Consider the following 20,151-nt stretch of genomic DNA (forward strand, 5'->3'; position numbering starts at 1 on the left):
GCGCGGAGCGGCGCAGGGGGGGTCATTGGCCTTCCACTTCAACCAGGCAATCGTAGAACACGGGCCCGTGACCCATGTCGGTCAGGCGCTGGCTGGTGAGCTGGTTCACGTTGGTGCCATCCAGACCCAGCTTGCGCCACCAGACGCCCAGACCGTTGACCACTCCGGGCCTGGCCCGTTTGGAGATTTTTACCTTGCAGTGGTGGACGCCTCTGTCGTTGAACACCCGCACCACCTGGCCGCTTTCAATGCCCCGCGAAGCGGCATCATCGGCGTGCATCTCCAGCAGCGGCTCGCCTTCCATGTCGCGCAGGCTCTTCACATTGACAAAGCTGGAATTGAGGAAATTCCGCGCTGGGGGCGAGATCATGGCCAGGGGATGGCGCGCGTCGCTGCCAGCGGTTTCGTGGTTGGGCAGGTGATCGGGCAGGGGATCGATGCCCTGTGCGGCCAGGCGGCTGCTGGCGAACTCGCACCGCCCGGAGGGCGTGGGAAATCCGCCCTGGGCAAAGGGTGCTTCCGGCACCGACAGCGTCGCATAACCTTGGGTCAGCAGGGTGTCGAAGTCCACGGCATCGCCAAAAGCGGTGCGGCACAAAGTCAGATCGTCGTCGCTGAAGCAGGCCTCGTCGAAGCCCATGTGGGCGGCCAGGGCGCGGAAAATATCGGCGTTGCTGCGGGCCTGGCCTTGTGGTTCGATGGCCGGACGGTTCAGCAAGACATCGGTGTGGCCGTAGGCCGCGTGCACATCCCAGTGTTCGAGTTGGGTGGTGGCGGGCAAGATGAAGTCGGCGTAGTCGGCCGTGTCGGTCTGAAAGTGCTCGAGCACCACGGTGAACAGGTCTTCGCGCTCGAACCCTTTGACCACCTGGCCGGAGTCCGGGGCCACGGCCACCGGGTTGCTGTTGTAGACGATCAAGGCTTCTATCCTGGGGCCGAACTCGGGCGAAGCCACGCGTTGCAGGTCGTCACCGATGCTGATCATGTTGATCAGGCGCGGCGTGCGGCCGGCCAGCAAGTCGGGGCGGTGCAGCGCCGCACGCTGGATCGGGAAATGGCCGCTGGACGACAGCAACATTCCGCCTGCGCGGTGCCGCCAGGCGCCGATCAAAGCCGGCAGGCACGCCACCGCGCGCACAGCGTTGCCACCGCCGCGCACGCGTTGCATGCCGTAGTTCAGACGGATCGCGGCGGGACGGGTGGTGCCGTAGGCGCGCGCCAGATCGATGATCTGTTGTGCCGGGATGCCGCACACCTCGGCCGCCCGTTCGGGGGGCCATTGCAGGGCCCGTTCGCGCAGGCTTTCCCAGCCCAGGGTGTGTTGCTGGATGTAGTCGTGGTCCAGCCAATCGTGGGTGATGAGCTGGTGCATGAGCGACAGCGCCAGGGCCGCATCGGTACCTGGGCGCAGGGCGATGTGTTCGTGGCATTTTTCGGCGGTTTCAGATCGGCGCGGATCGATGCACACCAGGCGGGCCCCGTTGCGCTTGGCTTGTTGGGCCACACGCCAGAAGTGGAGGTTGCTGGCGATGGAGTTGCTGCCCCAGATCAGGATCAGCTGGCTTTCAGCGAAATGCTCCAGTTTCATGCCGACTTTGGCGCCCAGGGTGGCCATGAGGGCCTCTCCGCCCGCGCTGGAACAGATCGTGCGTTCGAGGTGGGACGCACCCAGGCGGTTGAAAAATCGAGCGGCCATGCCCTCGCTCTGAACCTGTCCCATGGTGCCGGCATAGCTGTAGGGCAGGATGGCCTGAGGGTCCTGGGCGGCAATGGATTTCAGGCGTTCGGCGATGGTCTGCAGCGCCTCCCCCCAGCTCACTGGCGCGAACTGCCCGCTGCCTTTGGGGCCCACCCTTTTGAGCGGATGCAGGAGGCGCTCGGGGTGGTAGGTGCGCTCGGTGTACCGCGAGACCTTGGTGCACAGGGCGCCATCGGTGTGTTGGTGGTCGGGGTTGCCTTGCACGCGGATGGCCACGCCGTCTTCGACGGTGGTGATCAAGGCGCAGGTGTCGGGGCAATCGTGGGGGCATGCGCCGCGCACTGTGCTGTGGCGACCGCTGGTTTCTGCGGATGTCATGAAGTCTGTAAGTTGTTGTAAGCTGCGAGGCGCTCGAGATCTGAGGCGCTGTTTGAGCAGTCAGGTGCATCAGAATATCAGGAGAAAAACGATATGCAACGCCGTCGTGCCTTGGTTCAAGGAGCCAGTTTGTTGGGGGCCGCCACTTTTGGGGTGTGGCCGAGCGTTGGGCGTTCCCAGCAGCTGGCCGGTTTGACGGCCCAGAGCATCGTGCTGGGCCAATCTGCCGCGTTCAGCGGACCGTCCGAGCAGCTGGGCCTGCAGTATTACTTGGGGGCGAAGCTGTACTTTGATGGGCTCAACGCCCAGGGCGGCGTGCTCGGTCGCACGATCGAGATCAGGCGCCTGGACGATGCCTATGACCCCGAGCGTTGCGTGGGCAACACCCGCCGTCTGATCCAGGACGGCGTGTTTGCGCTGTTTGGGTATGTGGGAACGCCCACTTCGCTGGCGGCCATGCCTTTGGCCACCGCCGAAAAAATGCCGTTCTTTGCGCCCAGCACCGGCGCCGATGCCTTGCGTGAGCCCTTCAATCGCTACGTTTTCCACCTGCGGGCGTCTTACACGGATGAGACCGCGGCCATCGTTCGGCAGTTGACGTCGGTCGGTATCAAGCGCATTGCCGTGTTCTACCAGGACGACGCCTACGGCAAGTCGGTGCTCGCCGGGGTAGAGACCGCACTCAAGGCGGTGCAGCTGGCGCCGGTGGCCACGGGCACCGTGGAACGCAACACCACCGATGTGGGGGCTGCCCTCAAGACCATCCTGGCCTCGGAACCCGAGGCCATCGTGCAGGTCAGCAGCTACAAGGCTTGCGCTGCGTTTGTGCGCCTGGCGCGCCGACAGGGCTACACGCGCAATTTTTACAACGTGTCGTTCGTGGGCACACAGGCCCTGCTCGATGAGCTGGGGGCGGAAGCGCGGGGCGTGGTGGTGAGCCAGGTGATGCCTTTCCCCTATGCGTCCGCCTCACCCCTGGCTTCGGAATACCTGGCGCTGCTCAAAGACAAACGCGGCATTGCCCCCAATTACTCGGGGATGGAGGGGTTTGTGGCTGCCAAAGTATTCGCCGAAGGGGTGAAGCGCGCCGGGCGCAACCTGAGCCGGGAGGGCTTTGTGAATGCGGTTGCCGGCATGCAAAAATTCAACCTGGGCGGCTTTCAGCTCGACTTTGGCGCGCAGCAGCGCGTGGGCTCTCACTTTGTGGAGATGACCCTGCTCACCGACGACGGCAAGGTGCGCCGTTGAGCTGCATTGGCGAAGGGTTCGCCCTTGGAGGCTTGGGCAGCAGGGTTGTCGCGCACGTCGCTGGCGCGGGGGCGGTTCGGTGGTTAGGATGGCGGCTGGGGTGCGCATCGCTCTGGTGCGATCACCTGTCTGACTCGCCGAGGACACCATGAAACTGATCGATTCCATCCTGACGCAGGCCGCCAGCATCGCTGCGGTGCGCCGGGACATCCATGCCCACCCCGAGTTGTGCTTCAAAGAGGTGCGCACCGCCGATGTCGTGGCGGACAAACTCACCGAATGGGGCATCCCCGTTCACCGGGGGCTGGGCACCACCGGGGTGGTGGGCATCGTGCATGGTCGAGACGGTGGCAAGAGCGGCCGGGCCATTGGACTGCGCGCCGACATCGACGCCCTGCCCATGCAGGAGCACAACACCTTTGCCCATGCCAGCCAGCACGCGGGCAAGATGCACGCCTGCGGCCACGATGGCCACACCGCCATGCTGCTCGCAGCGGCGCAACACTTCGCTCAGCACCGCCAGTTCGACGGCACGGTCTACCTCATCTTCCAGCCCGCAGAAGAGGGCGGTGGCGGCGCTCGCGAGATGATCAAGGAAGGCTTGTTCAAGCAGTTCCCCATGGACGTGGTGTACGGGATGCACAACTGGCCAGGTCTGCCGGTGGGCTCATTTGCCGCCAGCGCCGGTCCGGTGATGGCATCGAGCAACGAGTTCCACATCGTCATCCGGGGCAAGGGCGCTCATGCGGCCATGCCGCACAACGGCATTGATCCAGTCCCCGTGGCCTGCCAGATGGTGCAGGCCTTTCAGACCATCATCACGCGCAACAAGAAGCCGGCGGACGCGGGCGTGATTTCCGTGACCATGATCCACACCGGCGAAGCCACCAATGTGGTGCCGGACAGCTGCGAGATCCAGGGAACGGTGCGCACCTTCACATTTGAGGTGCTGGACCTGATCGAAAAACGCATGCGGGAGATTGCCGAACACACCAGCGCGGCGTTTGGCGCAACTTGCGAGTTCAAGTTCAATCGAAACTACCCGCCCACCGTCAACCACCCTGACGAGACCGCTTTTGTTCGACAGGTGATGACCGATATCGTGGGCTCGGACCAGGTGCTGGACCAGGAACCCACCATGGGGGCCGAGGATTTTTCCTTCATGCTGCAAGAGCGGCCGGGCGCCTACGTGTTCATCGCCAACGGGGACGGCGCTCACCGCGCCGGCTACGAAGGCGGGGGGCACGATGTGGGCCCTTGCATGCTGCACAACCCGCACTACGATTTCAACGACGACCTCATTCCACTGGGCGCCACTTTGTGGGTGCGCCTGGCTGAGCAGTGGCTGGGCCGTGAGGTGGCGGGCGATGTGACGGGGGAGGCGCCATGATCAGCCCCCAGGCTGGTTTTGCGCCAACCTATGCACGGGCCCGTGTGCAGTTCCTCGAGGGGGCTGCTGCTGGCGGCATGGCGATCCGCAGTTACAACCACCCTTTGCCGGGGCTGGAGGGAGAGGCCTTGGCCATGGACGTGGCACTCGATGGCGCCACCGATGCACAAAAGCTGTTGATCGTCAGCAGCGCTTGTCACGGCGCAGAGGGGTTTTGCGGCTCGGGCGTGCAGGTCTTTGCGCTCCACGACGAGGCCTGGCGGCGGCATGCGCGCGAGGCCGGTGTCGCGGTGCTGTATTTGCACGCGCTCAATCCCTACGGGTTCTCCCACATGCGTCGGGTCACCCATGAAAACGTGGACCTCAACCGCAACTTCCAGAACTTTGACCAACCCTTGCCGGTCAATGCAGGCTATGAAGAGCTGCACCCTTTGCTGTTGCCGAAAACATGGCCCCCAAGCCCGGACAACGAAGCCGCGATTGCCCGGTATGTGGCGCAACACGGATTGCCGCACTACCAGTCTGTCGTGTCGCAAGGCCAGTATGCGTTTGCGGATGGTCTGTTTTTTGGCGGAACAGCGCCGACCTGGAGCAACACCACCTTGCGTCAGGTGTTGCGTGACCATGGCCAAGCCGCGCGAAACCTCGCCTGGATCGACCTGCACACGGGGCTGGGCCCCAGTGGTGTGGGTGAGCGCATCTTCGCTTCGCGTGAAGATGAGCAGGCCTTGCAGCGGGCCCGTGCCTGGTGGGGCGGCGGGGGCACCACGCCCATCACGTCGATCTACGATGGCTCCTCCACGTCTGCCCCCATCAAAGGCATGATGTGGAGCGCCATTTTTGACGAGTGCCCGCAGGCCGGGTACACCGGCATAGCCCTGGAGTACGGGACCGTGCCCATCGAGTCGGTGATCAATGCCTTGCGCGGCGCACACTGGCTGGCTTTGCATCCCGAGGCTCCCGAGGCGCTCCAGCAAGACATCCGTCGAGTGGTGCGCGATGCGTTTTACACCGACACCGACGAATGGCGCGCGCAGGTGGTGGTCCAGGCGCGCCAAGCGATGTTCCAGGCCGTGGACGGCTTGTCTGGCCGCGGCGGTGCCTGAAGTCCCGGCTCAAACGTCTTGCAGATCGGCCTGGGCGGCCCGCAGGTAAACGTGTTCCATGGCGTCGTGGGCCTTCAGTGGCCAGGCGCTCTCCCGGAGTTGCTGGGCACGTTCCAGCGCTCGCGGGCCTTCCAGCAGTATCCAGCCCTGCGCCACTTCGCAACGTGTGATGGCCGAGTTGGGGTTCAATTCCAGCGCGCGGTCGTACAGGGCCAGTCCGGTGGCTTTGCGGGCGCCGTGGGTCATGCCGCCAATCAGCTCGCCGACTTTGTCGATGACCTCGGCGTGGTAGTGGGCCAGGGCCAGGTGCGCATCGGCGTGATTCGGCTCCAAGCTGAGGCAGCGTTGCAGCGCTTCGCGCATCGTCCGGCCCAGCCCGCTGCTCAAGGCCTTGGCCACACTGATGCCTTGGCTGTAGCGGCCCAACGCGTAAGCGTGCCAATAGTGGACGTTGGCGTTTTCGGGTGTGATGGCTTGCTGGTCTCGCGCCTGAGTGGCCACTTGTTGCAGCAGGGTCAGTCGCCGTGCTTCGCTGGGCTCCAGGTAGTTGGCGTAAATGCAGGTGGCTTTGCAAGTGAGCGTGGTTCCCTCTGCTCCCAACAACAACCCGGCCTGGGCCGCCGCTTCAAAATCACCGTTGTGGTAGAGCAACCAGCCTGCCCGCAAGGGCTCAGAGGAGGGCAAACGCTCACCATCACCGGCGTGCAAATCGGGCCAGTTGGCCACCAGGGTCTCCAGCGTGAGCTGGTACCGTGCCTGCTCCGGGCAGGCTACCCATGGGCTGACCGAGACGGGGTCAATCGGCATGGCGGTAGGCGCCGGTGAGGTCCATCAAATGCTGACGCTGTCCCGCCTCAAGATGAGGGGCCAGCAGGTTGAGCACATGTTGTGCGCCCCTCAAGAGAGCCTGTTCGGCATGTTCCGGTTCCAGCGCGTGGCGTGGGTCGCGCACGTATTCGAAGCTGAGCCAGTAGGTCAGCAGCACCACCATGCAGTTGGCGGTGGGTTCAACTTCCCGGGCATCGATGTCGATGGCGCCGCTGCGGCTCATGCCCGACAGGATCGCCCGAACGGCCCGTGTCTTGCTTTTGAGAACCCCCTGGAAGCGGGTCTCGAGCAGCCGGTTTTTGGACAGCAGATCGTTGAGGTCTCGGTAGAGAAAGCGGTAGGCCCAGATGAGCTCAAACAGCGAGTGCAGGAAGAACCAGGCGTCCTCCACGTCGCGCACATCGTCTGCGGCACCCAGCAGCTCACCCAGCGACCGCTCGTAGCGCTCAAACAGGGTGTTGATCAGTTCGTCTTTGGCCGGGTAGTGGTAATACAGGTTGCCCGGACTGATGCTGAGCTCGGCCGAGATCAGGGTGGTGGAGACATTGGGTTCGCCAAATCGGTTGAACAGCTCCAGCGTGACTTCAAGAATGCGCTCGGCGGTGCGGCGGGGTGCTTTTTTGGCCATGTTCAGGCCTTTCCGGCTTGTGGTTCGAGTTGGTGTTGCAGCTCATCCAGCGTGTCGTGCAAGCGTTGCAGTGCGGGCAGGGCCGGCCGGGCCGGCTGTGGTTTCAGCAAGCGGCGGGAGGGGTCGTTCAGGGCGACCATGTCCAGGTGGATGCCATGTCGGGCCAAAAGCGGCTGCAATTGCACTTTTCGGGCGAGCAGCAACGCCCGCGTTTGTTGGTAGGCGTGCTCGGCAAGATCGCGGCGCTGGCGGTAGCTGAAGGTGTTGGCGAAAAACAGTTTGGCGTCGCGCTGATCGGGTTCGATCAGCACGATGTCGGTGTCGGGGTAGGCGCGCTCGTAGTGCTTGAGGCCCAATGCCAGCCGGGAGTGGATCATGGAGCGGAAGGTCTGGCTCATCACCGCGGGCAGGCCGCCCTCGATCAGGGACGGAATGCGGTGCTGCTGCTCAGCCTTGGGGTCGGCATGGAAAGGCACCAACGGATTCAGGCACAGCAGCAGATCCACGCCTTCTTCCAGCGCGACCGTGGCGTGCAGTGTTTTCTTCAGAGCGCCGTCCACAAAATGGCGGCCATCGATGGCCACAGGCGGAAACAGGCCGGGCAGGGCGGAGCTGGCCTGAATGGCCCGTGAGATTGGCACGTGATCCCAGCCCGGCCGCCCGAAGGGTGCGGCTTCACCGGTGTCGAGCTCGGTGGCGATCAGGGTCAGGCGTGCGCGCAGCTGGCGGAAATCGTTGGTGCGACCATCTCGGCTGAACAGCCGCTCGACCTGCTCGTGGATTTGCTCGTTGTCAAACACCCCGGTGGGCAGTGCGGCGCCCAGACGTTCCAGCGCCTGGGTGAAGGGTTTGCCTTGCACGCCCCAGGCCCAGGCAGCGCCACCGACCAGGCCGGGGAGGCGCAGCAGGCGAGCGGTCCACTCCGACCATGCAGGCCGCATCAGGCCCGCAGGATCAAAGTTCTCGGCGTTGGCGTGGTCTTCGATGAACGAGGCACACAGTTGTCGCGGTGTCATGCCGTTGGCCAGACCTGCGGCGATGAATCCACCTGCCGACACACCGAGGTAGTGATCGCAGGCATTGACCTTCAATCCCGGGAGGCTCTCCTCGAGCGCACACAAGGCGCCGATCTCGTAGATCGCTCCCAGTGGGCCGCCACCGGCAAAGGCCAGCGCAATGCGGGCTTTGTGACCGGATGAGCGCTGCGCAGGTGCGCGGACGGCTGTGGTGGACTTCTTCGTCATGTGTTCAAGTGTAGAGTGCGCGGGCCCTTGGAAATGCTGCAGCGCAGCACCGGGCACGGGCGTAAAAAAGGGGCGCCTTGCACCCCTTCGATACGGACAGGCCTGTTGGCCTCGCGCAATGATCAGGCTTCTGCGGGCGCGCTCACTGCAGCTTTGCGTGCTGCCGGCTTGCGTGCTGGCGTCTTGCGCACAGCGGTTTTGCTGGCGGCGGCCTTGCGTGGAGCTGCTTTCTTGGCAGGCGCCTTGGCTGCAACGGCCTTGCGAGCCGGGGAGGCCGCCTTGGCAGGGGACTTGGTGCCTTTGACCTGGAGGCTGAGGGCATCGATGCGCTTGATCAGGGCGTCAACATCGCGAGCGGAAGGAACCCCCAGTTTGTTCAAGGCCTTGGCCACCCGGTCTTCAAAAATGTTTTCGAGCTTGTCCCACTTGCCCGTGGCCTTGGACGAAATGTCGGTGGCCATGTGGGTCACCCGGTTGGTGGCTTCGGAGATGCGCTCTTCGGCAACCGCCTGGGTTTTTCGCTGGATGGAAAGGCCTTCTTTCACCAGGGTTTCAAAGGCTTTGCCGCCTTCGGCCTGGGCTTTGGAGAAAGCGCCCAACCCGGCGAGCCAGATTTGCTGAGCCGAATCCTTGATCGCGCCGGACAGTGGCGAAGCCGCCTGGCTGGTGGTTTTGGTTTTGGACTTGGCAGACGATTTTTGGACTTTTTTGACCATGACGGACTCCATCGATGTGGGTTGGTGATGAAAATATGTGCACCTTGTGGGACACCTGCTTTCCAATTTAATGCGGTGGGTGCCTGTTGTGTAGGGTATGGCGACTAAATTGGCGTCTGTGGCCGGCAAGCCCGGGTTTGTGCGGAAACACAGGCTGCTGGCGCTGGTGAAGAATGGGGGGAACGAATGGGATTCGACCCATTTACCTTTACCCCCACTCAGGCAGGAGGCATTGCATGCACTATTTCGTTACAGGCGCCACGGGATTCATTGGCAAGCGGTTGGTCAAGAAGCTGCTGGAACGCAAAGGTTCCGTGGTGCATTTTCTGATCCGTAGAGCCAGTGAAGACAAAGTGGCGGGGCTGCGTGAATACTGGGGCGTGAGTGCGGCGCGGGCTGTGCCGGTGTTTGGCGATCTCACCGCCAAGAAGCTGGGCGTGGGCGCCGACATGGTCAAGACCCTCAAAGGGCATGTGGACCATTTTTATCACCTGGCGGCGGTGTACGACCTGGAAGCCGATGAAGAGAGCCAGATCGCCGTCAACATCGAGGGCACACGCAACACGGTGGAGTTGGCCAAGGCCATTGGTGCCGGCCATTTTCACCATGTGTCGTCGATCGCGGCCGCGGGCTTGTATGAGGGCGTGTTCCGGGAGGACATGTTTGACGAGGCCGAGAACATCGAGCACCCCTATTTCATGACCAAGCACGAGAGCGAGAAGATCGTGCGCCTGGAATGCAAGATCCCCTGGTCGGTGTACCGCCCGGCGCTGGTCGTGGGCGATAGCCAGACCGGCGAGATGGACAAGATCGACGGGCCCTATTACTTTTTCAAGCTGATCCAGCGCATGCGCCAGATCCTGCCGCCCTGGATGCCCAGCATCGGGCTGGAAGGGGGGCGTATCAACATCGTGCCGGTCGATTTTGTGGTGAATGCGCTGGACCACATCAGCCACCACAAGCTGGTCAGCGGCCGCTGTTTCCATCTCGTGGATCCCATGGGTTACCGCGTGGGTGATGTGCTCGACATTTTGAGCAAGGCGGCCCATGCACCCAAGATGAACCTGTTCGTGAATGCCGCGCTGCTCGGCTTCATCCCCAAGGCGGTGAAGAAAGGGCTGATGGCGCTGGCGCCGGTGCGCCGCGTGCACCGCGCGGTGATGCAAGACCTCGGGCTGCCCGAGGACATGATGAACTTCGTGAACTACCCCACGCGGTTCGACTGCCGGGAAACGCTGGCGGCGCTCAAGGGCAGCGGGATTGCGTGCCCCAACCTCAACGACTACGCCTGGCGGTTGTGGGACTACTGGGAGCGGCACCTCGACCCCGATCTGCACATCGACCGCAGCCTGCGCGGTACGGTGGCGGGCAAGGTGGTGCTGGTCACAGGCGGCAGCTCGGGCATCGGCCTGGCGGCAGCCCACAAATTTGCCGAGGCTGGCGCGATCACCCTGATTTGCGGGCGCGACCAGGCCAAGCTGGACGAGGCCTGTGCCGAGGCCCTGGGCCGGGGGTATGCGTTTGTGGCTTATTCGGCCGATATCGCCGACATGGCCGATGCCGACCGCTTTATCAAGCAGTTGGTCGCCGATCATGGCGGCGTGGATTTCCTGATCAACAACGCCGGGCGCTCGATCCGCCGCGCCATTGAGGGCAGCTACGACCGGTTTCATGATTTTGAGCGCACCATGCAGCTCAATTATTTTGGATGTCTGCGCGTGACCATGGGACTGTTGCCCGGGATGGTGACCAAACGCAGGGGCCATGTGGTCAACATCAGCTCCATTGGGGTGCTGACCAACGCACCCCGCTTCTCCGCCTATGTGGCCAGCAAGGCAGCGCTCGATGCCTGGACCCGTTGCGCCTCTAGCGAATTTGCCGACCAGGGCGTGAGCTTCACCACCATCAACATGCCTTTGGTGCGTACCCCCATGATCGCGCCCACCCAGATCTACAAAAACGTGCCCACCCTGGCACCTGAAGAGGCGGCCGACCTGATTGCGCAGGCTTGCATTTTCAAGCCGGTGCGCATCGCCACACGCCTCGGGATGACCGGGCAGGTGTTGCATGCCTTTGTGCCGCGTGTGGCCCAGATTGTCATGAACACCAGCTTTCGCATGTTCCCCGACTCGTCTGCGGCCAAGGGGGAAAAGGGTGCCAAACCCCAGTTGTCGCCCGAAGCGGTGGCGATGCAGCAGATGATGCGCGGCATCCACTTTTGATGACCCCTGCGCCGGCTGCGCCGTCACCTCCCCCGAGAGGCAATGCCTGTGGCCCGGCGAAGCCGGTTCCACGGCATGTCTGACCAGGGCATTGTTGGCGCAAGGCGTGCTTGGCCTGACCGTCCACGCCGGTCCTGTCGCCTGCTGGTCTCACATGAGGGCGCCTGCTTTCAAAGCCTACAATTTCCAAGGTTCAAGAACCTCTGACCCAAGCCACAGTCCATGACCACACCACCGACCACCGCCGACGAGCTCACCCAGATCCAGCCGCGAGAAAAGGCCGAAATCCTGGCGCAGGCCCTGCCGTATATCCGCAAATTCCATGGCAAGACCATGGTGATCAAGTACGGTGGCAACGCCATGACCGATCCGGCCTTGCAGCAGGCCTTTGCCGAAGACGTGGTGCTGCTCAAGCTGGTCGGTATCAACCCGGTGGTGGTGCATGGCGGGGGGCCGCAGATTGAGAATTTGTTGCAGCGCCTGGGCAAGAAGGGCGAGTTCAAGCAAGGCATGCGCGTGACAGACGCTGAAACCATGGAAGTGGTGGAGTGGGTACTGGCTGGCCAGGTGCAGCAAGACATTGTGGGGTTGATCAACCAGGCGGGGGGCAAAGCGGTGGGGCTGACCGGACGCGATGGCGCCATGATCCGGGCGCGCAAGCTGCGTCTGGCCGACCAGAAAGATCCGAATCAAGAACACGATGTGGGCCAGGTCGGCGACATCGAAAGCATCGATCCGAGCGTGGTCAAGGCCTTGCAGGACGACGCCTTTATTCCGGTGGTCACCCCGATCGGTTTTGGCGAGCACAACGAGAGCTACAACATCAACGCCGATGTGGTGGCGGCCAAGCTGGCCACGGTGCTGCAGGCCGAGAAACTGCTCATGTTGACCAACATCCGGGGCGTGCTTGACAAGGCCGGTGAACTGCTCACCGAGCTCACGCCGCGCGGCATCGATGCCCTGATTGAAGACGGCACCATTTCCGGCGGCATGATCCCCAAAATCGCCGGCGCGCTGGACGCCGCCAAGAGCGGGGTGAGCGCGGTGCACATCATCGACGGGCGGGTGCCCCATGCCTTGCTGCTGGAGGTCCTGGGCAATCAGCCGTTTGGCACCATGATCCGTTCGCACTGAGCTTTGGATTGCGGCCCGTCTGCGGCGCTTCGGTGCGAACGGGACTTGTAAGCAGCTGTGCCAAAATGCGAGCAAGGAAGACAACCTCTGGGCTGGCCGCCAACGTGCCGGTCTGCCGATCATCACGGACCACTCACTGCCCATGACCTCCAGCGCTCCTCTGCAGTCGGCCGATCAGCCATCAGGCCTGCCCGCCGGTGAATCGGCAGAAGCCTTGCCGGACAACGGGGGGGCGCGCAAGCGTCCCAAGCCCGGTGAGCGGCGTGTGCAAATCCTGGAAGCCCTGGCCACCATGCTGGAGCAGCCTGGTACAGATCGGGTGACCACAGCCGCGCTCGCGGCCCGCCTGGCCGTGAGCGAAGCCGCCCTCTACCGCCATTTCGCCAGCAAGGCCCAGATGTTCGAAGCCCTGATCGACTTCATCGAGCAGTCGGTTTTCAGCTTGGTGAATCAGCTGGTCGAACGCGAACCCGACGGCACGGCGCGCTCGCGCAAGCTCGTCACCTTGTTGCTTCAGTTTGGCGAAAAGAATCCGGGCATGGCACGCGTCATGGTGGGGGACGCCCTGGTGTTCGAGAACGAGCGCTTGCAACAGCGCATGAACCTGTTTTTTGACAAGATCGAATCCACCTTGCGCCAGAACCTGCGCGAAGCAGCGGTCCTCGCTGGCACAGCCACGCCCACAGTGGACGCCCAGGCCGATGCCTCGGTGGTGACGTCGTTTTGTCTCGGGCGGTTGCAGCGCTTTGCCCGCAGCGGCTTCAAGCGACTTCCCACCGAAAGCCTGGAACACAGTTTGGCTTTGCTGTTGCCGGTGACGCACGCCTGAGCGCCCCGCCACGGGTTCAGCGATCGGGGTTAACCCTGATCGCTGGGGCGATTTAGGGTCGTACCCCTAAAACAATTACACGAAATGCCCGTGGTTTTTTGGGCTTGGGCAATTTTTGCGGTAAAAATAGCACGACCGTTCGATTATTTCAGCGGTCCCTTTTTTGACTGCTTCGAATTTGCCATTGCCCCATTGATGCCCATGAGTTCCACCAGCCCCGCCAAACGCCATCCAAGGTCTATCGCCGAGGCGCGCCCCTTGCAAAAAGGGCAGCAAACCAAAGCGGCAATCGTGGACGCGGCGCTGGGTCTGGCGACCCAAATCGGCTTGGAGGGCTTGTCCATCGGTGCCTTGGCCGAAGTCATGCAGATGAGCAAATCGGGGGTGTTCGCCCATTTCGGCTCGCGGGAAGAGCTGCAGATTTCAGTGGTGCGGGAGTACCACGCCAGATTTGAAGATGAGGTGTTTTACCCCGCAATGGCCTTGCCCCGCGGTCTTCCCCGTTTGCGGGCCATGTTTGACAACTGGATGAAGCGCACATCGGTGGAAATCGATTCGGGCTGCATCTACATCAGCGGTGCGGTGGAATTTGATGACCGGCCTGGGCCTGTGCGCGACGCGCTGGCGAGCTCGGTCAACACCTGGTTGTCGGCGATGCGCCGGGCCATTGAGTTGGCGGCGCATGAAGGTCATCTGCGCGCCGATGTCGATGCGCACCAGACGGCGTTTGAAATCCATGCCCTGATTCTCGCCCTGCATTACGAGGCCCGATTTCTGCGCAGCCCAGGCTCGGTGAACCGCGCCTTGCGGGCGTTTGACAGCATCGTGGCCCGTTGCGCGAGCAGCGGCACCGAAGCCATCCCGGTTACCAGCGACCCCGCACCTGCCGCGCGATCGCGCAAGAAGCTGGGCTCCCCGGCCTAGTCTGAAGTCTCTTTACTTTCTCGCAAATTTTTCTCAGGAGTATTGCCATGCCCGTTTACAACCCGCCCCTGCGCGACATGCAGTTTGTGATGCACGAAGTGCTCAAAGTCACCGAAGAATTCAAATCGATGCCGCAGCATGCCGACGCCGATGTCGAGACGATCAACGCGGTGCTGGAAGAGGCTGGCAAGTTCGCATCTGAAGTGATTTTCCCGCTCAACATCAGCGGGGATACCGAAGGCTGCCAGCTCGATACCAAGACCCACGAGGTCACCACGCCCAAGGGTTTCAAGGAAGCGTACAAGGCCTATGTCGAGGGTGGCTGGGCGGCGCTGTCGTGCGATCCCGCATTCGGCGGCCAAGGTCTGCCGCTGGTGGTCAACCAGTGCCTGTACGAGATGATGAACTCGGCCAACCAGGCCTGGACCATGTACCCCGGTCTGACACACGGTGCTTATGCCTCGTTGCACACTTATGGCACCGACGAGCAGAAAGCCGCTTACCTGGCCAAGATGACCAGCGGTGAGTGGACCGGCACCATGTGCCTGACCGAACCCCATTGCGGCACCGACCTGGGCCTGATGCGCACCAAGGCCGAGCCACAACCCGATGGCACCTACAAGATCACCGGCAACAAGATCTTCATCAGCGCCGGTGAGCACGACATGGCCGACAACATCGTCCACCTGGTGCTGGCACGCCTCCCAGATGCCCCGGCGGGCATCAAAGGTGTGAGCCTGTTTGTGGTGCCCAAGTACCTGGTGAACAAGGACGGCTCGATGGGCGAGCGCAATGCGATCCACTGCGGTGGCCTGGAGCACAAGATGGGGATCAAGGCCAACGCCACGGCCCAGATCGTGATCGACGGCGCCATCGGCACCATGATCGGCAAGCCCAACAAGGGCATGCAAGGCATGTTCGTGATGATGAACGCGGCCCGCCTGGGCGTGGGCAACCAGTCGCTGGGTCTGACCGAAGTGGCCTACCAGAATGCCCTGGCCTATGCCAAGGATCGCATCCAGATGCGCTCGCTGAGCGGCGTGAAGGCCAAGGACAAGGCTGCCGATCCGATCATCGTGCACCCCGATGTGCGCAAGATGCTGCTGACCGCCAAGGCCTATGCCGAAGGCGGCCGTGCCCTGTCGATCTACAGCTCGGTATTGCTCGAGAAGGTGCACAACCACCCCGATGAAAAGGTGCGCAAGGACAGCGACGAAATGCTGTCCCTGTTGACACCCATCGTCAAGGCCTTCCTGACCGACAACGGTTACCAGGCTGCCACGATGTGCCAGCAGGTCTTTGGTGGCCACGGCTACATCAAGGAATGGGGCATGGAGCAATACGTGCGCGATGCCCGCATCAACATGATCTACGAAGGCACCAACACCATCCAGTCACTGGACCTGCTGGGTCGCAAGGTGCTGGGCGACAACGGCGCTGCGCTGAAGAAATTCGGCAAGCTGGTCGGCGCGCTGGTGCAGGAAGAGGGCGTCAACGAGAAGATGGCCGAGTTCATCAACCCGATCGCCGTGCTGGGCGAACAGATCACCAAGTTCACGATGGAGATCGGCTTCAAGGGCCTGCAGAACCCCGACGAAGTGGGCGCAGCCGCGGTGGACTACCTGCGTGTCGCAGGGCACCTGGTCTTCGGATACTTCTGGGCCCGCATGGCTCAGGTGGCCCTGCGCGAAATCGCCGCCGGCAACACCGACCCGTTCTACCAGGCCAAGCTGCAGACCGCGCGCTTCTACTTCGCCAAGCTGTTCCCCGAGACGGCATCGCTGATGCGCACCGCACGCGCCGGCTCGAAGGTGCTCATGGACACCGACGCAGCATTGGCCTGAATTTTCCCCACCCCTGCCGCGCTTTGCGCGACCCCCTCAGGGGGGCAACACCAGCGGCCCGGCAGAGCCGGTTCCGCGGTGTTCTCGGTTGGATACATTTTGCATTTCAAAGGTCTCCATGATCAAGCAATCCGCCCTTTCCTTGTTGTTGGCTGCCGCCAGCGTTTCGGGTTTTGCCCAGGGCACGCCCGAGGGCCTGTGGCGCTCCATCGATGACGACTCGGGCAAGCCCAAGGCCGAGATCCGCATCGTGGCAAACGCCGCTGGGGTCCTGACGGGCAAGGTCGAGAAAGCGCTGATCGAAAGCAAGGAGCCGCTGTGCACGGCTTGCACCGATGCGCGCAAGGACAAGCCCAAGGTGGGCATGGAGATCATCCGGGGGGCCAAGAAATCGGACTCAGAAGCGGTGTGGGAAGACGGCAATATCCTCGACCCCGAAAACGGGAAGACCTACACGCTGCGCATGGCGCCGCTGGAAGGCGGTAGAAAATTGCAGGTGCGGGGCTACATCGGGCCGTTCTACCGCACTCAGGTATGGCAACGCATTGAGTGAATGAACACCCCCGCCGCGCTTTGCGCGACCCCCTCAAGGGGGTGGCGCTGGCGGACCGGCGGAGCCGGATCCGCGGCGCCCTCGATGAAGCCATCGCGCGCCACGGCAGGTCCACAGCATGATTGAAGGATTTTTATGAAACGATTTCAAGTGAACAAAGTCGCCGTTCTGGGCGCGGGTGTGATGGGTGCGCAGATCGCCGCCCATCTGGTCAACCTGAGAGTGCCGGTGGTGCTGTTTGATCTGCCAGCAAAAGAAGGCCCCAAGAACGGCATCGTCACCCGCGCCGTGGACGGCTTGAAGAAGCTCAAGCCCTCGCCGCTGGGTGTGGCCTCTGACGCGAGCCTGATTGGCCAGGCCAACTACGAAGAGCACCTGGAGTTGTTGCGTGGCTGCGACCTCATCATTGAGGCCATTGCCGAGCGCATGGACTGGAAACACGACCTCTACAAAAAGATCGCTCCATTTATCGCAGAGCACACCATCGTGGCGTCGAACACCTCGGGGCTGTCGATCACCCAGCTGAGCGAAGGCCTGCCCGAGGCCATCAAGCCCCGTTTCTGCGGCATCCACTTTTTCAACCCGCCGCGTTACATGACGCTGGTGGAGCTGATCAACACGCCGACCACAGAGCCCCGAATTCTCGACGACCTGGAGGCTTTCGTCACCAGCGGTCTGGGCAAGGGCGTTGTTCGCGCCAAGGACACGCCGAACTTCGTGGCCAACCGAATCGGCATTGCGGGCATGCTGGCGACGATGAAAGAGGTGGACAACTTCGGCCTCACCTATGACGTGGTGGACGACCTCACGGGCAAACGACTGGGGCGCGCCAGCAGTGGCACCTTCCGCACCGCCGACGTGGTGGGTCTGGACACCATGGCCCACGTGATCAAGACGCTGCAGGACAACCTGTCGCTGGATGCCGACCCGTTTTACGAGAGCTTTGGCACACCGCCGGTGCTCAAGGCGCTGATCGAGGCGGGCCACCTGGGTCAGAAGGCCAAAGCCGGCTTCTTCAAGAAAGTGGGGCGCGATATTTTGCGCTTCGAGCTGGACAGCGGTGAGTACGTGCCTGCCGGTGCCAAAGCCGACGAGGTGTATGGCCGCATGTTGAAGCGGCCGGCCGGTGAGCGCCTGCGCCTGCTGCGCGACAGCGAAGGGCCTCAGGGCCAGTTCTTGTGGGCGATCCTGCGCAACGCCTTTCATTACGCGGCCGTGCACCTGGCCACCATTGCCGACACCGCGCGCGATGTGGACCAGGCCATGCGCTGGGGCTTCGGCATGAAGCAAGGCCCGTTTGAGCTCTGGCAGGAAGCCGGCTGGCTCGACGTGGCCAAGATGGTTCAGGACGACATTGATGCGGGCAAAGCGCTGAGCAAGGCGCCGCTGCCCGAGTGGGTGTTCAAGGGCCCGGTGGCCGAGGCCGGTGGCGTGCACACCGCCGATGGCTCGTGGAACCCTTCGACGAAGAAATTTGAGCAACGCCGTGACCTGCCGGTGTACCAGCGGCAGCACTTCCCCGAGCTGTTGCTGGGTGAAGCGGGTGCCAAGTTCCAAACGGATGGCACGACCATCGAAGAAAACGATTCGATCCGGGTCTGGACACAGGACGATGGCGTGTTGATCGCCAGCATCAAGACCAAGATGCACGCCATCAGCCCCGAAGTCTGCGAAGGTCTGATGATGGCGATTGAACTGGCCGAGAAGGAATACCAGGGTCTGGTGGTCTGGTCGGGTGATGAGCCTTTCAGTGCGGGTGCCGATCTGCAGGCCATGCTGCCCGCTTTCATGGCGGTGGGTGTGGCGGCGATTGAAGACGCCGAAGGCTTCATGCAGCAGACCATGCTGCGCCTGCGCTACGCCAGTGTGCCCGTGGTGTCGGCCGTGCGCGGCCTGGCCCTGGGTGGCGGCTGTGAGCTGGCGGTGTACAGCGCGCGCCGGGTGGTGCACATGGAAAGCTACATGGGTCTGGTTGAAGTGGGCGTGGGCCTGGTGCCTGGCGCCGGCGGCCTCACCTACATCGCCCGCCGCGCGGCTGAAAACGCCGAGACCTCGACCGGAAAAGATCTGCTGCCTTTCCTGACAGAGGGCTTCACTGCCGCGGCCATGGCCAAGGTGGGCACCAGTGCCATTGAGTCGCGTCAGTTGGGCTATGTGTTGCACAGCGATGTGATCGTGCCGCACAAGGACGAGCTGCTGTTTGTCGCCATCAACGAGGCCAAGGCCTTGTTTGCCGGTGGTTACCGCGCGCCCCACAAGCGGCTGTTCCCGGTGGCCGGACGCGATGGCAAAGCCACCATTCTGGGCAGCCTGGTCAACATGCGCGACGGCGGTTTTATCAGCCAGCACGATTTCCACATTGCATCGTTGATCGCGAATGTGGTCACCGGTGGCGATGTGGACCCCGGCACGCTGGTCAACGAGGAGTACCTCATGACGCTGGAGCGCCAGGCATTCTGCGCGTTGATCGTGCACCCCAAGACGCAAGAGCGCATCTTGGGCATGTTGAACACGGGACGTCCGGTCAGGAACTAGCCCACCCCTGCCGCGCTTCGCGCGACCCCCTCAAGGGGGCGGTGCTGGCGGCCCGGCGGAGCCGGTTCCGCGGCCCCCTGGGTTGGGGGCACCTCGCGCCGTTGGCGCCTTGGAATAACTGATTTGGAGATAGGTATGACTGATCTGGTTTCTTACGCTTTTGCCGATGGCGTGGCCACCTTGACCATGGACGATGGCAAGGCGAATGCCATGAGCCCCGCGATGCAGGCCGCGTTGAACGCAGCCTTCGACCGCGCCGAGGCCGACAAGGCGATTGTGGTGTTGACCGGGCGTCCGGGCGTGTTTTCGGGCGGTTTTGATCTGGGCATTTTTAAGGCGGGCAACCCGCTGGAGACGTTCAAGATGCTGACCGGGGGTGCACAGCTGGCACAACGGGTGTTGTCGTATCCGCACCCGGTGATCGCGGCCTGCTCGGGCCACGCCGTGGCCATGGGCCTGTTTCTATTGCAGTGCGCCGATGTGCGCATTGGTTTGAACGTGGGGGCCGTCTTCCAGGCCAACGAAGTGATGATTGGCATGACGTTGCCGTATTTCGCGCTGGAGTGCTGCCGCGAGCGCGTGGCCACACCGGACCTGCATTTGGTGGGGACCGCTTCACCTTACGTGGGCGAAGAGGCGCAAACGGCGGGCTTGCTCGACGAAGCGGTGGCGCCCGATGCGATGGCGGCCGTGGTGCAAGCGCATGTGGAGCGGCTGAAGAAGGCCGATCCGGCCTCGTTCACGGCCACCAAGCAGCGCCTGCGCGCCAACGTGATGGCGGCCATGCCCGGCGCCGTTGAAAAAGACATTGTCGACTGGAAGCGCCTGGGCGCGGCCAAGGCCTGAGCCATTTTGTATTTGACACGCGCTGTG

16 protein-coding genes are annotated in these 20,151 nt (G+C 62.9%); 11 read left to right on the forward strand and 5 right to left on the reverse strand.

The features are described 5' to 3' along the window. Positions 1 to 22: 22 nt before the first annotated feature. Positions 23 to 2,077, reverse strand: coding sequence for a molybdopterin oxidoreductase family protein (locus E5678_RS19970; RefSeq protein ID WP_136180148.1), 2,055 nt, complete (start codon positions 2,075 to 2,077; stop codon positions 23 to 25). 93 nt (positions 2,078 to 2,170) lie between these two features. On the opposite strand from E5678_RS19970, the gene E5678_RS19975 reads away from it, so the two are divergent. The 3 genes from E5678_RS19975 to E5678_RS19985 all read left to right on the forward strand — a co-directional run bounded on the left by E5678_RS19975 (position 2,171) and on the right by E5678_RS19985 (position 5,821). Then, a complete protein-coding gene (locus E5678_RS19975; protein WP_136180149.1) occupies positions 2,171 to 3,325 on the forward strand; it encodes an ABC transporter substrate-binding protein in 1,155 nt (384 codons plus the stop codon). 148 nt (positions 3,326 to 3,473) lie between these two features. Further along, positions 3,474 to 4,715, forward strand: coding sequence for a M20 aminoacylase family protein (locus E5678_RS19980; protein WP_136180150.1), 1,242 nt, complete (start codon positions 3,474 to 3,476; stop codon positions 4,713 to 4,715). Continuing rightward, a complete protein-coding gene (locus E5678_RS19985; protein ID WP_136180151.1) occupies positions 4,712 to 5,821 on the forward strand; it encodes a M14 family metallopeptidase in 1,110 nt (369 codons plus the stop codon). Before E5678_RS19980 ends, E5678_RS19985 begins: the two co-directional genes overlap by 4 nt. A 9-nt stretch (positions 5,822 to 5,830) precedes the next feature. Here the strand turns inward: E5678_RS19985 and E5678_RS19990 are convergent, their stop codons facing one another. From E5678_RS19990 to E5678_RS20005, 4 genes are all read right to left on the reverse strand, one after another. Beyond that, positions 5,831 to 6,628, reverse strand: coding sequence for a hypothetical protein (locus E5678_RS19990; RefSeq protein WP_247596843.1), 798 nt, complete (start codon positions 6,626 to 6,628; stop codon positions 5,831 to 5,833). Further along, positions 6,618 to 7,277, reverse strand: coding sequence for a TetR/AcrR family transcriptional regulator (locus tag E5678_RS19995; RefSeq protein WP_136180152.1), 660 nt, complete (start codon positions 7,275 to 7,277; stop codon positions 6,618 to 6,620). Before E5678_RS19995 ends, E5678_RS19990 begins: the two co-directional genes overlap by 11 nt. Positions 7,278 to 7,279: 2 nt before the next feature. Next, the gene (locus E5678_RS20000) at positions 7,280 to 8,521 is read right to left on the reverse strand and encodes a patatin-like phospholipase family protein (protein WP_136180153.1); all 1,242 of its coding nucleotides are present in this window, start codon (positions 8,519 to 8,521) and stop codon (positions 7,280 to 7,282) included. Positions 8,522 to 8,643: 122 nt separating this feature from the next. After that, positions 8,644 to 9,237: a phasin family protein gene (locus tag E5678_RS20005; protein ID WP_136180154.1), complete on the reverse strand. Its 594-nt coding sequence runs from the start codon at positions 9,235 to 9,237 to the stop codon at positions 8,644 to 8,646. A gap of 236 nt (positions 9,238 to 9,473) precedes the next feature. Here E5678_RS20005 and E5678_RS20010 point away from each other — a divergent pair, with 236 nt between their 5' ends. The 8 genes from E5678_RS20010 (at position 9,474) to E5678_RS20045 (ending at position 20,124) form a co-directional block, all read left to right on the forward strand. Beyond that, positions 9,474 to 11,459, forward strand: coding sequence for an SDR family oxidoreductase (locus E5678_RS20010; RefSeq protein WP_136180155.1), 1,986 nt, complete (start codon positions 9,474 to 9,476; stop codon positions 11,457 to 11,459). A gap of 222 nt (positions 11,460 to 11,681) precedes the next feature. Beyond that, complete coding sequence (argB, locus tag E5678_RS20015) at positions 11,682 to 12,593, forward strand: acetylglutamate kinase (protein WP_136180156.1); 912 nt, start codon at positions 11,682 to 11,684, stop codon at positions 12,591 to 12,593. 142 nt (positions 12,594 to 12,735) lie between these two features. After that, entirely contained in the window at positions 12,736 to 13,422 is a 687-nt protein-coding gene (gene slmA / locus E5678_RS20020) for a nucleoid occlusion factor SlmA (protein WP_136180157.1), read from the forward strand. 201 nt (positions 13,423 to 13,623) lie between these two features. Beyond that, a complete protein-coding gene (locus E5678_RS20025; RefSeq protein ID WP_247596844.1) occupies positions 13,624 to 14,346 on the forward strand; it encodes a TetR/AcrR family transcriptional regulator in 723 nt (240 codons plus the stop codon). Positions 14,347 to 14,393: 47 nt separating this feature from the next. Further along, complete coding sequence (locus tag E5678_RS20030) at positions 14,394 to 16,190, forward strand: acyl-CoA dehydrogenase C-terminal domain-containing protein (protein WP_136180159.1); 1,797 nt, start codon at positions 14,394 to 14,396, stop codon at positions 16,188 to 16,190. A gap of 118 nt (positions 16,191 to 16,308) precedes the next feature. Beyond that, complete coding sequence (locus tag E5678_RS20035) at positions 16,309 to 16,743, forward strand: DUF2147 domain-containing protein (protein ID WP_210731953.1); 435 nt, start codon at positions 16,309 to 16,311, stop codon at positions 16,741 to 16,743. Positions 16,744 to 16,878: 135 nt separating this feature from the next. Beyond that, positions 16,879 to 19,278 (forward strand): 3-hydroxyacyl-CoA dehydrogenase/enoyl-CoA hydratase family protein, encoded by a 2,400-nt coding sequence (locus tag E5678_RS20040; RefSeq protein WP_136180160.1) that lies wholly within the window; start codon positions 16,879 to 16,881, stop codon positions 19,276 to 19,278. A gap of 135 nt (positions 19,279 to 19,413) precedes the next feature. After that, positions 19,414 to 20,124, forward strand: coding sequence for a crotonase/enoyl-CoA hydratase family protein (locus E5678_RS20045; protein ID WP_136180161.1), 711 nt, complete (start codon positions 19,414 to 19,416; stop codon positions 20,122 to 20,124). Positions 20,125 to 20,151 lie beyond the last annotated feature (27 nt).

Origin of the sequence: Hydrogenophaga sp. PAMC20947, from assembly GCF_004795855.1 — a bacterium.
In the GTDB taxonomy this organism is placed as follows: domain Bacteria; phylum Pseudomonadota; class Gammaproteobacteria; order Burkholderiales; family Burkholderiaceae_C; genus Hydrogenophaga.